12 protein-coding genes are annotated in these 15,572 nt (G+C 32.6%); 2 read left to right on the forward strand and 10 right to left on the reverse strand.

Annotated features, from left to right (window positions below; translation table 11 throughout):
- Positions 1–78 precede the first annotated feature (78 nt).
- Positions 79–816, forward strand: coding sequence for an MlaE family ABC transporter permease (locus tag HM985_RS13640; protein ID WP_179376776.1), 738 nt, complete (start codon positions 79–81; stop codon positions 814–816).
- A gap of 2 nt (positions 817–818) precedes the next feature.
- A complete protein-coding gene (locus HM985_RS13645) occupies positions 819–1,589 on the forward strand; it encodes an ABC transporter ATP-binding protein (RefSeq protein ID WP_179376777.1) in 771 nt (256 codons plus the stop codon).
- A 29-nt stretch (positions 1,590–1,618) separates the two neighbouring features.
- On the opposite strand, the gene HM985_RS13650 is transcribed toward HM985_RS13645, so the two are convergent.
- The 10 genes from HM985_RS13650 to porU all read right to left on the reverse strand — a co-directional run bounded on the left by HM985_RS13650 (position 1,619) and on the right by porU (position 15,334).
- A complete protein-coding gene (locus tag HM985_RS13650; protein ID WP_179376778.1) occupies positions 1,619–3,130 on the reverse strand; it encodes a DUF389 domain-containing protein in 1,512 nt (503 codons plus the stop codon).
- A 71-nt stretch (positions 3,131–3,201) separates the two neighbouring features.
- On the reverse strand, positions 3,202–4,290 hold the full coding sequence (locus HM985_RS13655; RefSeq protein WP_246285010.1) for a mannose-1-phosphate guanylyltransferase: 1,089 nt from the start codon (positions 4,288–4,290) through the stop codon (positions 3,202–3,204).
- Between the two features lie 12 nt (positions 4,291–4,302).
- On the reverse strand, positions 4,303–4,899 hold the full coding sequence (locus HM985_RS13660; protein ID WP_179376779.1) for a SprT-like domain-containing protein: 597 nt from the start codon (positions 4,897–4,899) through the stop codon (positions 4,303–4,305).
- Between the two features lie 133 nt (positions 4,900–5,032).
- Positions 5,033–5,716 (reverse strand): SDR family NAD(P)-dependent oxidoreductase, encoded by a 684-nt coding sequence (locus tag HM985_RS13665; RefSeq protein WP_179376780.1) that lies wholly within the window; start codon positions 5,714–5,716, stop codon positions 5,033–5,035.
- Positions 5,709–6,677, reverse strand: coding sequence for a M28 family metallopeptidase (locus HM985_RS13670; RefSeq protein WP_179376781.1), 969 nt, complete (start codon positions 6,675–6,677; stop codon positions 5,709–5,711). Before HM985_RS13670 ends, HM985_RS13665 begins: the two co-directional genes overlap by 8 nt.
- Positions 6,678–6,788: 111 nt before the next feature.
- A complete protein-coding gene (locus HM985_RS13675; protein WP_179376782.1) occupies positions 6,789–8,411 on the reverse strand; it encodes a pyruvate dehydrogenase complex dihydrolipoamide acetyltransferase in 1,623 nt (540 codons plus the stop codon).
- A 3-nt stretch (positions 8,412–8,414) separates the two neighbouring features.
- Positions 8,415–9,416 (reverse strand): pyruvate dehydrogenase (acetyl-transferring) E1 component subunit alpha, encoded by a 1,002-nt coding sequence (gene pdhA / locus HM985_RS13680; RefSeq protein WP_179376783.1) that lies wholly within the window; start codon positions 9,414–9,416, stop codon positions 8,415–8,417.
- Between the two features lie 111 nt (positions 9,417–9,527).
- A complete protein-coding gene (gene cdd / locus HM985_RS13685; protein ID WP_179376784.1) occupies positions 9,528–10,010 on the reverse strand; it encodes a cytidine deaminase in 483 nt (160 codons plus the stop codon).
- 150 nt (positions 10,011–10,160) lie between these two features.
- Positions 10,161–11,402 carry a type IX secretion system outer membrane channel protein PorV gene (gene porV / locus HM985_RS13690; RefSeq protein WP_179376785.1) on the reverse strand — a complete coding sequence of 414 codons (1,242 nt, stop codon included), beginning with the start codon at positions 11,400–11,402 and terminating at the stop codon, positions 10,161–10,163.
- A 65-nt stretch (positions 11,403–11,467) separates the two neighbouring features.
- Positions 11,468–15,334 carry a type IX secretion system sortase PorU gene (gene porU / locus HM985_RS13695; RefSeq protein WP_179376786.1) on the reverse strand — a complete coding sequence of 1,289 codons (3,867 nt, stop codon included), beginning with the start codon at positions 15,332–15,334 and terminating at the stop codon, positions 11,468–11,470.
- Between the last annotated feature and the right edge of the window lie 238 nt (positions 15,335–15,572).

Genomic DNA, 15,572 nt, shown 5'->3' on the forward strand with positions numbered 1-15,572 from the left:
CAATTTTTAAACTATCTTAGTTTAAATTAACATTAATAACTAATCATTTTTTATACTTTAGCACTAATAAAATATAACATGACTTACCTACATAATATTGGTACCTATTTTATAATGATTAAGGATATTTTTCGTAGACCTACCAAATGGTCTGTGATGAAACCCTTAATATTAAAAGACATTGATGACCTTATCATTGGTTCTCTCGGTATTGTTGCATTTATTTCATTTTTTGTTGGTGGTGTTGTAGCCATACAAACCTCGTTAAATATGACGAGTCCACTAATGCCAAAATACTTAGTAGGCTTTGCAACGCGCCAATCCATAATTTTAGAATTTGCTCCTACATTTATATCCATAATTATGGCTGGTAAAGTAGGTTCTTTTATAACATCGAGTATAGGAACTATGCGTGTTACAGAGCAAATTGATGCCTTAGAGGTTATGGGCATAAATGGAATTAACTACCTCGTTTTCCCTAAGTTTATTGCCTTAACACTTTACCCATTTGTAATTTCTATTGCCATGTTTTTAGGTATATTAGGTGGACTTATGGCTTGCGTATATGGCGGTTATGGTACAATGGAAGATTATATAGAAGGGGTTCAGTTAGACTTTATTCCTTTTCATTTTATATACGCATTTCTAAAAACCTTAGTTTTTGCTTTTCTACTCGCAACCATCCCCTCTTATTATGGTTATTTTATGAAAGGTGGAGCATTAGAAGTTGGTAAAGCTAGTACAACATCATTTGTTTGGACAAGCGTTATGATTATTATAGTTAACTTTTTACTAACCAGCTTATTATTAGGATAATTATGATAGAAGTAAAAGACTTACAAAAATCGTTTGGAGATTCTCATATTTTAAAAGGAATTACAACTTCTTTCGAAAAAGGGAAGACCAATTTAATTATTGGTCAGAGTGGATCTGGTAAAACCGTTTTTTTAAAATGCCTCCTTGGGTTATTCGATTATGAAGAAGGCTCTATTTGCTATGAGGGTAAAAATTTCAGCAAACTATCTCGGAATGAAAAAACAAACTTACGTTCAGAAATGGGAATGGTTTTTCAAGGTAGTGCGCTGTTTGACTCAATGACTATTGCAGAGAATATTATGTTTCCTTTAAGAATGTTTACAAAACAGAGTAAAAGTGAAATGGAAGATCGTGTTAATATTGTTTTAAAACGTGTTAATTTAGATAATGCACATGATAAGAAACCTAGTGAAGCATCTGGTGGTATGCAAAAACGTGTTGCTATTGCAAGAGCTATAGTAAACAGACCTAAGTTTTTATTTTGTGATGAACCAAACTCTGGATTAGATCCTAAAACAGCTATTGTAATTGATAATTTAATTAAAGAAATTACAGAAGAATTTGATATCACTACTGTTATTAATACACACGATATGAACTCTGTAATGGAAATTGGAAAAAAGATAGTTTTCCTTAAAGATGGATTATTAGAATGGGAAGGCTCTAACGAAACTATTTTTAAAACAGAAAACGAAGCCGTTACTGACTTCGTTTATTCTTCTGAATTATTTAGAAAAGTACGTAAAATGTATTTAGAAGAAGATACTAAATAACGGTTTACATCATTTTAATCTTTATTGACTTAATTTCTCTTAATAAATACGGTATCGACTTTTAGTTCATTCTTAAGCCACTTTTGTAAATCACGCTCTTTAGAGAACACAATACTATCCGTAAGTTTCACTTTCCATCTTACATTAGCTACACTTACTGTATCAATGTTTATAAAATCTTTAGATTCCAACATTTTAGCATATCCAAAAGATTCTAAATCACTAAATTTAATTTTAGCATCTCGAGACAATGACGTAAATGAAACTGAATTTTGATCTGAACTCTTAGACTCTATTTGCTTATTCAAGTTAGTAATATTTTTCTGTAAATCTTCAATCTGACTTTGGAGACCATTTATTATATTATCTTTTTGATCTAAATCTTTGATGGCTCTATCATAAGCATCAGAAATTTTATCAAAACTTCTATTCTTATTACCCTTTATAATCAGCTTAAAATCTTTTATTTTATCGTAAGTTTTAATTTCATTATTCAAATCGGCTACCATAGCATCAGAAACCTCACCATTAATATATAACACAATTTCTTTATCTTCCCAATGAGGAATAGCATTCTGATACCACAACTCATTATTAGACTTTACCTCATCCTCTATAAATTTCTGATAATCACCATCTAAACCGCTTTGAGTAATAAAATTCATAAAAGTCCATATTGCAGGTGCCATAACAAGTATCGCAATCAATGATGCCAATTGTGCAATTCGTTTTCGTTTTTTAGAATTGGCATATTTTAACATTGGAAATCCAAGAACCTTCAACACTATAAATGTCGCTAAAGCAATGAATATAGTATTAATTGTAAACAAATACATCGCGCCAATAAAAACCTCCCAATCGTGGGCCAAGCCGTAACCTGCAGTACACAGTGGTGGCATTAACGCCGTTGCAATAGCGACACCAAAAATCACCGATGCTATGGTACCCTTTTTAGTTCGAGCTATAATGAGGGCTGCACCCCCAAAAAAAGCAATTAAGACATCTCGTAAGTCTGGTTTAGTTCTACCAAAAAGTTCATTAGTCATTAAGTCTGCAGACGGAAAGAACTTGAAAAATAAATAGGCCGTTAATAAACTTAGCACAATCATTGTCGCTAAATTAATTAACGACTTTCTAAGCGTATCAATATCATTTAGCGCAATAGACATTCCAACCCCTAATATAGGTCCCATTAAAGGTGAAATTAACATGGCACCAATAACAACAGCTGTAGAGTTAGCGTTAAGACCAATAGAGGCCACAAATATAGAACAGATTAAAATCCATGCTGTTGCTCCTTTAAAAGGAATATCTGCTTTAATAGCTGCTATGGTAGCATCTCGATCAGTGTCATCCCTAAAATCTAATAACTCATGCAAGAAGGTTTTAACACTTATAAATAAGCCTTGAGCATCTTTTCTTATCGCATCCTTCTTATCTTCAACAGCTTTATCTTTATTGATTTGCTTCTCTTCGTCTTTGTGCTGCTCTTGCTCTAATCTTTCTTCTTCTGAAAAATTAAATTTATGTTCGTCACTCATAATGGTAAAAGTTCTAAATTAAATGTCTGAATTTTATGAGATAATTCTATTTTATAAGTTTCAATAATCGATTAACCGTATTGTTCTCCAAATTTCGCTTTTACGGTTTGAAGCACTTTTTTAATATCTTGTTCTTTAGTTTTTGGAAAGATAAGTAAAACTTCCTCCTTGTCTACAACGATATAATCCTTTAAACCATCTATAACTACAACCTTTCCTTTTTTAGAACGAATCATATTTCCGCTTGAGTCTTCCAATAAAATTTTAGCATTTACAACGGCATTATGGTCTTCATCCTTATCTAATTTATCATAAAGACTTCCCCAAGTTCCAAGGTCATTCCAATCAAAAGTAGCAGGAATTACAAAAACATTACTGCTTTTCTCCATTAATGCATAATCGACAGAAATATTTTCAGCTTTTTTATAATTCTCTTTTATAAATTCGTCTTCATGCTCTGTATTATACACGTTGTAACCACTTTCGAATAACTGAAACAATTCTGGCTGATTATTTTTAAAAGCTGAAACAACAGATTTCACACTCCACATAAAAATCCCTGCATTCCAAAGAAAATTACCTTGATCAATAAAAGATTTAGCAGTGGCATAATCTGGTTTTTCTCTAAATTGACTCACCTGCTTAATCGCTGTAGATGCAGATTCATCATATTCAATATAACCATAACCTGTGTTTGGAAATGTTGGAGTAATCCCCAAAGTCATTAGAGCATCATTAGATTCACAATAATCAAAAGCAGTTTTTACATTCTCTGAAAACGCTTGTTCATCTTCTATCCAGTGATCACTTGGTGCTACAATCATAACAGCATCTTTGTTCTCCTTCTCAATTTTTAAAGACGCATACAATATGCAAGGTGCTGTATTTCGCATTGCAGGCTCTAAAACAACTTGTCGCTTTGTAACCTGAGGCAATTGTTCAAAAACAAGATCATTGTAACGTTCATTTGTTAGAATGAATATATTTTCTTGTGGGATTAACTGCGCTAAACGATTAAATGTTTTTTGAATTAAAGTATCTCCTGTTCCTAGCATATCATGAAATTGCTTTGGAAAATCTTGAGTACTTACAGGCCAAAATCTTGAACCTACTCCACCCGCCATTAATATGGCATAATAATTTGAATTTTTGGTATTCATCAATCTATCTTTTTAGTCTAGAACTTCTACTTCTGCATTTGGATTAAACAAATATAATTTTCCTGTGTTAATTTCAACACATTCATATCGTTTTCTTCTTTTATTTCCTTTCTTAAAAACTCTGCCATTATAGAGTTTAAACCTGCTATTTAAGGGCACATCAAAAACATAAGTCTTATCATTGTCTTCGTTAAATTGTTTTAAAGCTAAAGCTAATTTTGTATCTGTATCGCTAGATGCTTTTGGATTTTTAAAATGATTAGCTAATAATGGCAGTAATTCTAATGGAAAAATTTCTGGGCGTAAAAATGGTAACATTAAATGTTGAAATGTATGTTTCCATTCTTTACCATGCGGTTTAATAAACCTCCCATAGTTGTTATAAGCTTCAAAATGTGCTATTTCATGAATTAACGTTATTAAAAAACGATAACGATTTAAATTAGAGTTAATTGTTATTTGATGCTTTCCGTTAGGTAATTCTCGATAATCTCCATGACGCGTTTTACGTTCTTTTTTAACTTTTACTATTAAGTTATCAATAGCCAAAAGCTCAGCAATTAAAGTTTGCGCTTCTTCAGGAATATAATTTAAAAGTGATGTCTGCATTACCACAAAAATAGTTGTTATATTCTAATTTAGTTTAAGCTAAAAATTAAGATTCATAAAAACAATTATAGATATCTAAAAGCTATCTCAACTTTAGCACATAATAAACTAAAAGACTAGAATTAGAAACAAATTAAGGCGTAGAATTAGAAACTTGTAATACTTTTCCGTTGTAATATTTATTTCCTGTTAAAGCAAAATCTTTAATATATTGTGCCATTTCTGCTGGCGTAGTGGATGCCTTGTAGCCAGGAAATGCTTCTTCTAACATCTCGGTTTGTACAGCCCCAAGAGCTAAAACATTAAATTGCGGACCTGTCTCTTTATACTCTTCCGCTAATAATTCTACCAACGTTATTACAGCTCCTTTACTAGAACTATACGCTGATAGTCCTGGGAATTTCATACTTCCCTGAATTCCTCCCATAGAACTCACAGTAACAACATGTCCTTCTTTCTTCATAAAAGGAACGACTGTTCTTGTTAATTCTGAAACCCCAAAAACATTAGTTTGGTAAATTTCTGTAAAATCTTTAAACGTTGTTTCTGCAAAAGGTTTATTAATGATAGCACCTGCATTATTGATTAAAATATCAACATGGCGCCATTCCTTTTTAATAAAATCAGTTACTTTCTGATAATCTTCTTCAATACATAAATCGAAAGCAAACGCCGATACATTATCAATATTGAGTTCTAATATTGCTTTGGTGTTTCGAGATAATGCTAATACATTATGACCTTGTTCGGCTAATAATTGTACTAATTGAAACCCAATACCACGGCTTGTACCTGTTATAATTATATTTTTATTCATCTTTTAAAATCACTTCTTTTGTTGGTGCGTTCATCAAACCTTCTAATGCTGGAATCATTTTTTCAATAAAAGTAACCATATGTTCATAATTCATTTTATCTGCTTCATCATATACATGATGATAATAATCAAAATTAGTAAAATCGAATGTAGAAATAGCTTGTGCCGGAATACCTAATTCTTGGTAAAATGGATAATTATCTGACCTTCTAAAAAGCTGCATTTCTTTTGCTTTGTCAAAAAAACCAACAACTTCTTCATTTCCATATTCATTTAATTTCGTTGCAAAATTAGATTTCTCAAAACCACTGATATAAGCCATTGTTTCACTTTTTGCTCTAGGAACACCTATCATTTCAAAATTAATCATCGTATAAGCATCAATACCTTCTTTTTTAAGACGAGCTGCTAAATGTTCTGATCCTTTTAACCCTAATTCTTCTGCTGTATAAAGTGTAATTAAAATACTACGCTTATTAGATTTAGTTTTTGCAAAATATTTACCAAACTCCATGGCCGCTATAGTTCCTGAAGCATCATCATTTGCTCCGTTTGCAATAGAATCGCCTTCAACCACATTACCAAAACCAATATGATCGTAATGCCCCCCAAGAATAATGTATTCGTTCTTAAGTTTTGGATCATTTCCTTCAATTACACCAACAATATTATAAGCGTCGAGATCATTTAATTTGAAAGAATCTCTATAGGTTTTAAAATAGGGTTTAATGCCATTTAACTCTAAATACTTTTCAATAAAAACTGCCGCTTTTTCAATCCCCTCCGTACCTGTTGCGCGTCCTTGTAATTCATCTGAAGCTAGATATTCCATACTGGCTTTAATAGCTTCTTGGCTAATTTTAGGTTTTTCAACCACTTTATCATCTAAAACAGACTTGCTTTTATTGGATTTACATGAGCAAACGAATGCAATTAACAGAACAAATAATATTTTTTTCATAGTTAGTTTTTAAGGTACGGCTTAAAGATAAAAAATCCTGATTCGAAAAATTATCAAATCAGGATTATATTATATAGATTCTAAAAATTAATTTAGAATGAAGTATTAAAATTATACAACCATAGTTACTGGATTCTCAATATATCCTTTTAATGTTTGAAGGAATTGAGCTCCTGTAGCACCATCAACTGTTCTATGATCACAAGCTAAACATAATTGCATTGTGTTACCTACAACGATTTGACCGTTTTTAACTACTGGTTTTTCAACGATATTTCCAACAGATAAGATTGCTGAGTTAGGTTGATTGATAATAGATGTAAAGCTATCTATACCAAACATTCCTAAGTTAGAAACCGTAAATGTACTGCCTTCCATTTCGTCTAATGCTAATTTTTTATTTCTAGCTTTACCTGCATATTCTCTAACTGCTGCACCAATTTGTGGTAAACTTTGTTCGTTAGCAAATTTAACAACAGGAACTAATAAACCATCTGGCACTGCTACAGCTACACCAATATGAACGTGATTGTTTAATTGCATTCTATCATCAAACCACTGTGAGTTTACTTGAGGATGCTGCTTCAATGCTAAAGCACATGCTTTAACAATCATATCATTGTATGAAATTTTTGTGTCTGGAATAGAATTGTATTGCTTTCTAAAAGCAATAGCGTTTTCCATATCAAACTCCACATTTAAATAATAATGTGGCGCTGTAAATTTAGACTTCGCTAAGTTTTTAGCAATAGCTTTACGCATATTAGAATTAGGTACCTCATCAAAATCTTCTTGACCTGTAGCAACAAATTTCCCTACAGAAGCAGATTGAGCAGATGGTGTAAAGTTTTCAATATCTTTCTTTACAATTCTTCCGTTTTCACCAGAACCTTTAACCTGACCTAGATCTACACCCTTTTCTTCAGCCATTTTCTTTGCCAATGGAGATGCAAAAACACGTCCTGTTGTAGACGTCGAGTTTGAAACTGTTGGTGTTTCTTTCTTAGCTTCTGCTTTTTTAGGCTCAGCTTTTGGTGCTTCCTTTTTAGCTTCTACTTTAGGAGTTTCCTTTTTTGTTTCGCCAGTGTTGTTTGAAAAGTTTTTAGAAATCCCTGAAACATCAGTTCCTTTAGGACCTATGATAGCTAATAATGAATCTACCTTGGCAGTCTCACCTTCTTCTAGACCTACAAATAATAAATTACCTGACTGGAATGATTCAAACTCCATAGTTGCTTTATCTGTTTCAATCTCGGCTAAAATATCACCTTCTTCGACTTCATCACCAACTTTCTTTAACCAAGTAGCAACAGTTCCTTCTTCCATGGTATCACTTAATCGTGGCATGGTCACAACTGTAACTCCTTCTGGTAATTCTTCTTCGCTAGAATTAGAAGTTTCTGTTTCTTTAGATTCTGAAGCATTATCTTCTTTAGCTGTTTCTTCAGAGTCTTCTGATGATGATTCTCCGTTTAAGTAACTAGAAATATCTTCACCTTCTTCTCCTATGATGGCTAAAAGCGTATCTACTTTAGCTGTTTCGCCTTCTGCAATACCAATATGAAGTAAAGTCCCTTCGTTAAAAGACTCAAATTCCATAGTGGCTTTGTCAGTTTCGATTTCTGCTAAAATATCACCTTCTTCAACCTTATCTCCAACTTTCTTTAACCAAGAGGCAACTGTTCCCTCTTCCATGGTGTCGCTTAAACGCGGCATATTTATTACTTCTGCCATAGTTTATTTTATTTTGTGATCTATAAATGGATAATCTTCCTGCTCATACACAACATCGTACATCACATTCTTTTCTGGATACGGAGATTCGTCTGCAAATTTCTCGCATTCTGAAACGCGTGTCTTCACATCTTTATCAATCGCTTTTAAATCTGCTTCAGAAGCATATCCTTCTTCAAGAATAATATCTTTAACTTGTGTAATTGGGTCAATTTTTTTGTATTCTGCAACCTCATCTTTAGTTCTGTAATGTTGTGCATCTGACATAGAGTGACCTCTATAACGGTAAGTTTTAACCTCTAAAAATGAAGGTCCACCACCATTTCTTGCGCGCTGAATAGCTTCATCAAAAGCTTCAGCTACTTTTATTGGGTTCATACCATCAACTGGTCCTGAAGGCATATCATAGCCTAAACCTAGTTTCCAAATATCGGTATGGTTTGCTGTACGTGCTACCGAAGTTCCCATAGCATATCCATTGTTTTCACAAACAAATACTACTGGTAAATTCCATAACATAGCAAGGTTAAATGTTTCGTGTAAAGATCCTTGTCTTGCAGCACCATCACCAAAGCAACAGATTGTAACAGCATCACTATCGTGATATTTGTCACCAAAAGCAATACCTGCTCCTAAAGGAATTTGACCTCCAACAATACCATGACCACCGTAAAAACGATGTTCTTTAGAGAAAATGTGCATAGAACCACCCAATCCTTGAGACGTTCCTGTTGCTTTTCCAAACAATTCTGCCATTACTCTTTTTGGATCCACCCCCATACCTATAGGTTGAACGTGATTACGATAAGCCGTAATCATCTTATCCTTAGTTAAGTCCATAGCATGTAATGCACCTGCTAATACAGCTTCTTGTCCATTATATAAATGAAGGAAACCTCTAACTTTTTGTTGAATATAAACTGCGGCAAGTTTGTCTTCAAACTTACGCCAGAACAACATGTCCTCATACCACTTTAGGTAAACTTCTTTAGTTATTTTTTGCATTTCTTGATGAGTTCTTTAAATAGAATAACAAAAATAACACATTAGACAATAATGAAGAAACTGTATGCCATAAAAAATTAAGTATTTACTGAATTTTCTACAACAAAATCACTATAATACTGAACTTTCAAAAAGAAGTGGTAATAAGTTGGCTAAAGAGTGGGATTTTATCACTTTGCCTTGAGCACCCATAAAGTAAATTTCTATTGGCAAATCTTGTTTCATTTCATACTCTGCTATAGATTGTCTACAGGCTCCACAAGGTGGTATAGGTTTGTCTGTAATTTGATTTTGCGAAGCAGCTGTAATGGCCATCTTTAAGATTTTGGCCTTAGGATATTTAGCACCCGCATAAAAAATAGCCGTTCGTTCTGCACAAAGACCAGAAGGGAAGCAAGCATTTTCTTGATTGCTTCCTATAACAACTTCGTTATTATCTAATAAAATTGCAGCTCCAACATTAAATTTAGAATATGGTGCATAAGCATTTTCTCTTGCTTCTATTGCTGCAGTCATTAAATTTTGCATAGCCTTAGAAAGTTCGTTAAAATCATTATAAACCTCTAATGTTGTTTCTATTTTTATTTCATTCATATTTGAGACATTATTTGAGACAAAAAAACTATTGTTTAACAAACAATAGTTTTTTTAATATAAATTATTTTTTCTTGATTATCAAAATCTTTCTAGTGTATAAATTGAGTATTCATTCTCAAACAACAAAAGAAATATTGCGTTAAATCATTAGTACTCATTGTATTCTCCGTCTCCAAAATTAAAGATTAACGAGAAACGAAGTGTGTTTTCTAATGGACTCTGTACTTTTGATGCTGAAAACAAATATGACAAATCTACATTGATCGTTGTATACTTAAAACCTGCACCGAGTGCAAAAAACTTACGCGCACCTTTATCATCTGCTTCATTAAAATAACCTGTTCTAAGTGAAAAACTCTCTTGGTAAGTATATTCTGCACTTAAAGCCCAAGTAAATTCTCTCAACTCTTCACTTAAACCACCTGGCGCATCACCAAACGATTGGAAAACCCCGGTTAAGAAACCAACATCAGGATCTTGTCCATCATATATAACATTAGTATTGATAGGATCATCATATTCTTCACCATCATCATATGTACCGTTTCCATTTTCATCATCATACTGATATTCATCACCATAAATTGGTGGAGTAGGAACCAAATATTTAGATACCTCACCTGTTACAGACAATGTACTATATTGATCAAAAATAAAGTCGAAACCAGCACCTAATCTTAAGTTTGTTGGTTGAAAAACATCTTGCCCACCATCATCGTATTGAAATTTTGGTCCTAAATTCTGAATTGCAAAACCAGCTCTCCATCGTCCGTTATAATCATTATAAGCTTCTTCTTCACTTTGGTAATAACCTGTAATATCTGCACCAAAAGTACTTCCGGCATTTGCATTAGAATCTACTTGCCCTAATCTTAAAGCAGAACGCATATAACGCATTGCTACAGCCATTGAAAATTGATCACTCAATCTTAAAGAGTAAGCGGCGTCAATAGCGTATTCATTTGGCTTAACAGCTACACCAGGATCGTTAGCATCTTGAGTTAATACAATTTCGCCCAATGAAAAATATTTTAGACTCGCTGAAAAAGCACTTTGTTCGTTTATTCTATTAAAGTAAGTAAGATAACTTAAAGAAATATCGTTAACTAACCTTGTTAAATAAGGTGTGTAAGTTATACCAATACCTTGCTTTGTTTCTGAAAAAGCGTATTTAGCAGGATTATATTGTTGTGAAAATCCATCGACAGATGTTGCAACTCCCATATCACCTAAAGACGCTGATCTTGCATCTGGCGCAATAAGCATAAACGGTAATCCTGTAGTAATCACCCTACTATCATTAGGATCTTGTATTATTACAGTGCCATCTTGAGCAATAGCGTTACTAATTGTAGCAAAAGCCAATAAGGCTATAAATTGTTTTTTCATGTTAATTTATTGATATATTAATACCCTATGAGTACAACTGATCTGGTAACAAATATAATTTATTATTATAGTATGACAAGTTTTTGAATTTTTTCAACTTGTTTATTTAAACGGTTAGATTTAACTTTTAGTTTATAGACATAGACTCCTTTTCCTATTCTATCACCAAAATCGTCTCTTCCGTCCCAAACAATATTTCTTGATAACGACGAAGAACCATACGAACAACATTCTTCAGCACTTGTTTGTCCATTTAATGTTCTTACCAATTTCCCTGAAACCGTAAATATCTGAACTGAAATATCGAGCGGATCAGAACTGTTATGATTAAACCAGAACTCGGTATAACTTACAAATGGATTTGGATAATTTAGTACATTATTAATAACTAACTCTTCATCTTCATCGAAAACCATAAATTGAATTTCTGATGTTGAAGAATTATTATAAACATCCCAAGCTTTTAATGTTAACGTATGTAAACCTGGTTCTAAATCTCTAAAAGGATAACTTACAGTCCCATTAGTATAATCGTCTACATTAGCTTGATAATAATTATTTAATACAATTGGGTTGGTTTCATCTGCATCTATAATAGCTGTTATATCATGCCCAATTCCACTTGCTGTATTTATTCCGTTATCATCCTGAAGCTGCACTAAGAATGTTGGAGATTCATTAGTGATACCCCCTGAAACAAAATTCTCATCATTCATATACAAATTAATAACAGGTCCCAGATTATCCTCTGGAGCATCTTCATTAATTCCACCTATTTTAATATCTAAATTTGAACCTGCTTGATTTGATGACGAATTATCTGTTTGAGCATAAAAGCTTACTTTACCATTACCTATTGGAATACCTATATCTTTGGGCACAATAAAATCGAACTCAAATAACCCGTTAGCTATGCTTGCTTGACCTTTAAAAACTACTTCACCTAATGTTGTAAAATCCATAATAATTAAATCATTGGCTGTATCTTTAACACCATCATTCCCTATCGTTTGACGGTCAATAAGTTTATCATAAACAGTTGCAGTTAAGGTTCCATTATAACTAGACAGCAAGTTACCATTAGTATCAACTACTTCTCCAGCTAATTTTGTATAACTCAAAGCTTTTAATGTATCTATTGCTTGTGTAATCTCGACATCATTTACTTTCGTTAATCTTACATCAGGTTCTGCAAAAGCTAATTTCATTGCTGGGTCTCCGATAAAAAAGACTAATCTCTTTTGAGTAGAACCTGAGATATTATTATCTATTTTAGTTAACCTCAAAGCCTCAGCTACAGATGGGTAGTCATTAGAACCAAAAGCAAATAGGTAATCATCTAATACATTATTGAGAGATTCTCCTACAGAAACAATAATTTGTCTTGTTGTAGTAATTAAACCAATAGCTCCTCCATTCTGATTCCAAAATGTAAATTCACCTGCCGTGTCTCGTTCTGGGTCATCGAACTTAGTATACTCGCAGGTTACTGTAATAAATAAATTGTATTTACATATATTATTAATTTCTTGCGAATCTATTTTATCAAAAATTCGTTCTTTTGCAAGTCCATCTTCACCTCCATGTCCAAAATAATTCACTACAAGTGCACCTACTTCAATAGCATCTTTAATAGCTTCATTAACTTTTGGATATCTATCTCCTGCTGCTGAAGACTCTTGTTCAAATGCATCTGAATGAATTTTTATAACATTTAGAAATGGTTTTTCTTCATCTATAGTAGTTCCTAAATCATCTGTAGTTTCTTGTAATCTAGTTTCCCATGCTTCATCTACATCATCAGAGATTAACAAAACGTTATTTCTCCAACTCCCAAAAGATTCTGGTTGGTAATATGAATTAACCTTATCTACCATCTCATTACCGCGCTGAACATTTTCTGCTAAAATTCTACCTACCGCAATGTCCATCCGATCACTTATAGACATCCCGCCTTCCGTATCGTCTAACATAGCATAAAAATCATCTGACACAAAAGAGCTGGTTAAACTAAAACTACTATTAGAATACCATGTTGGCACAAGGTTAGTATTGTTATCTACTCTATCTTTATAATCGTAAGATCCATCTCCGAATAAGCATAAGTATTTTAACCTATCACTTGGAGTACTAGCATTATCATAGACATATTTTATAAAGTTTCTTAATGCTGCAATATCTTGACTTCCTGTACTAAATTCATTATATACTGTTTGTAGATCTACAACTTTTACATTTAGATCATATTGATCCCTATTAATTTGGGCTAATCTTTCTGCTGGTGATAAAAGTTCTGTTGGAGCTAAAATAATATAATCAACATCTTCAAACTGTCCCTCAGAATTTGTAAAAATTGTCCCTTTTAAATTCTGATTAGATACCGTAGTTCTCGAATCCGTTTTGGGCGTTAACACATTTCCATTAGAAAAAGCCAAATATTTTCGCTCTTCTCCAGATTGTGCTTTAAATGAGAATATACTTTCGTCGTCTGAATTAAAGACTGTCCTTACATTAAAACGATCCGTTACATCCCATATTTCTCTAACATTAGATGCATTACTTATATTATATTGTACAATACCAGGAGTTGTAATTACTTCATTATTTTTAAATAGTAATTGTTCTCCTTCATAAGACAATGCTCTAGTTGCTTCAATATTAATATAATCCAAATAAGCATTAGCAGAAGGGTTTCCACTATTATTATAGTCTAATGTAACGGTTATTAAATCTGAACCGACAGTTTGAGGTTGACTATATGAAGCAGCAGTACCCAATACAGATCCTGGATTAATAACACCTAATCCCATATTTGTTACCTGACTACCATTAATTGAGACACTCATTGATGTAGAAACTTCTGACACCGACCCCACAGCAATCTCAAAATCTACTGGTGTACTAGTTAATAAATTAGGGAATTCAAACTCATAAACGCGTTGATTTTCAATATCAAAATCATCACCAAACCAACGGCGACCTAGTTTCGCCAAATTGTAATCATCTACTTCGTAAAATTGATAATCTTGAAATTCATTAATTTCAAAATCAGCAGCTGCACTTATACTCGTCATTGGATCTATTCGTTTTCCGTTTCCAGATCCGACGTTCACATAATAGTAAGTTTTATCTGTATATAAGTTTAAATTAGTATCGCTTTCTTCATTATAAACATTAGGTCCCTCTCCATAAAAGAGAATATAATCTGCATTATCTATGGTCCCATCTGCTTCACCAACAAATTCTATTGCATTTTCAACGACATCAAAAGGATAATTTTCTGAATTTTCTAATGGTAACATTCGACCTCCATTACCAAATATCCTAATTGTTCGAGGATCTACAGCATTAGTATTTATACCCAAATTACTCAGAAAACTCTTAGATAGTTTAAATACACCAGACTCTTCTATATAAAAGCGATACCATTGCCCCGAGCTTAAAACCGAATTTGTAATATCATTAACGCCCATAACACTATTTGCAGAACGACTATTAAGTGAACTATAAGCTACAGTAAAGGAGGTCATTTTCTTATAACCACCGCCAGCTTTAATAATAGGAGTAATTTCAAAATAATGAGAAAGCACACCTCTAGCATTAACATTATACAATTTATATTCTGGTGAAGTAGGGATAAGTTTAATATTTAGACCTTTTAACTCTGATGAAGAAATGTTTTGATAAGTAATATTAGTGACAACTACAGAACTTTCGTCAATTTGACCTCCATTACTTTTCCATTGTGCATAAAATTTTAGACCGTGATTATCATTGTAACTAAAATGATTTTCATCAAAGGCAGGAACTTCAATAGTACTAAAACCAGTTTCTAAAATTTTATTTTCACCCCAACTAATGCTAAATTGTTTTTGTTGACTAAAACAAAGCATATTAACTAAGAGTAAAGCGATTAAATAGTAATTTTTCATTAATTCATTTCGTTTTTATCCTAAAATAAAATTACATGGCATGATCTTTAGAAGATCAAAACCCTTTATTCACAATACAATAACGCCTATTCAAGCTTGATATTATGGTCGTGCAATTTTTATTTCAAAAATACAACAATAAATTATTTATCAACTCGTTATAAAAGGGCAAAATACATCGATAAATTGAAAAATATCCGTTGTTGTGTTCAAAAAAAAGGATGAAATGCATGCTTTT

Origin of the sequence: Winogradskyella wichelsiae, from assembly GCF_013403925.1 — a bacterium.
GTDB lineage: Bacteria > Bacteroidota > Bacteroidia > Flavobacteriales > Flavobacteriaceae > Winogradskyella > Winogradskyella wichelsiae.

Coding starts and splice junctions, on each gene's coding strand:
- HM985_RS13640 (WP_179376776.1), top strand. CDS start 79: ATGACTTACCTACATAATATTGGTACCTATTTTATAATGATTAAGGAT.
- HM985_RS13645 (WP_179376777.1), top strand. CDS start 819: ATGATAGAAGTAAAAGACTTACAAAAATCGTTTGGAGATTCTCATATT.
- HM985_RS13650 (WP_179376778.1), bottom strand. CDS start 3,130: ATGAGTGACGAACATAAATTTAATTTTTCAGAAGAAGAAAGATTAGAG.
- HM985_RS13655 (WP_246285010.1), bottom strand. CDS start 4,290: ATGAATACCAAAAATTCAAATTATTATGCCATATTAATGGCGGGTGGA.
- HM985_RS13660 (WP_179376779.1), bottom strand. CDS start 4,899: ATGCAGACATCACTTTTAAATTATATTCCTGAAGAAGCGCAAACTTTA.
- HM985_RS13665 (WP_179376780.1), bottom strand. CDS start 5,716: ATGAATAAAAATATAATTATAACAGGTACAAGCCGTGGTATTGGGTTT.
- HM985_RS13670 (WP_179376781.1), bottom strand. CDS start 6,677: ATGAAAAAAATATTATTTGTTCTGTTAATTGCATTCGTTTGCTCATGT.
- HM985_RS13675 (WP_179376782.1), bottom strand. CDS start 8,411: ATGGCAGAAGTAATAAATATGCCGCGTTTAAGCGACACCATGGAAGAG.
- pdhA (WP_179376783.1), bottom strand. CDS start 9,416: ATGCAAAAAATAACTAAAGAAGTTTACCTAAAGTGGTATGAGGACATG.
- cdd (WP_179376784.1), bottom strand. CDS start 10,010: ATGAATGAAATAAAAATAGAAACAACATTAGAGGTTTATAATGATTTT.
- porV (WP_179376785.1), bottom strand. CDS start 11,402: ATGAAAAAACAATTTATAGCCTTATTGGCTTTTGCTACAATTAGTAAC.
- porU (WP_179376786.1), bottom strand. CDS start 15,334: ATGAAAAATTACTATTTAATCGCTTTACTCTTAGTTAATATGCTTTGT.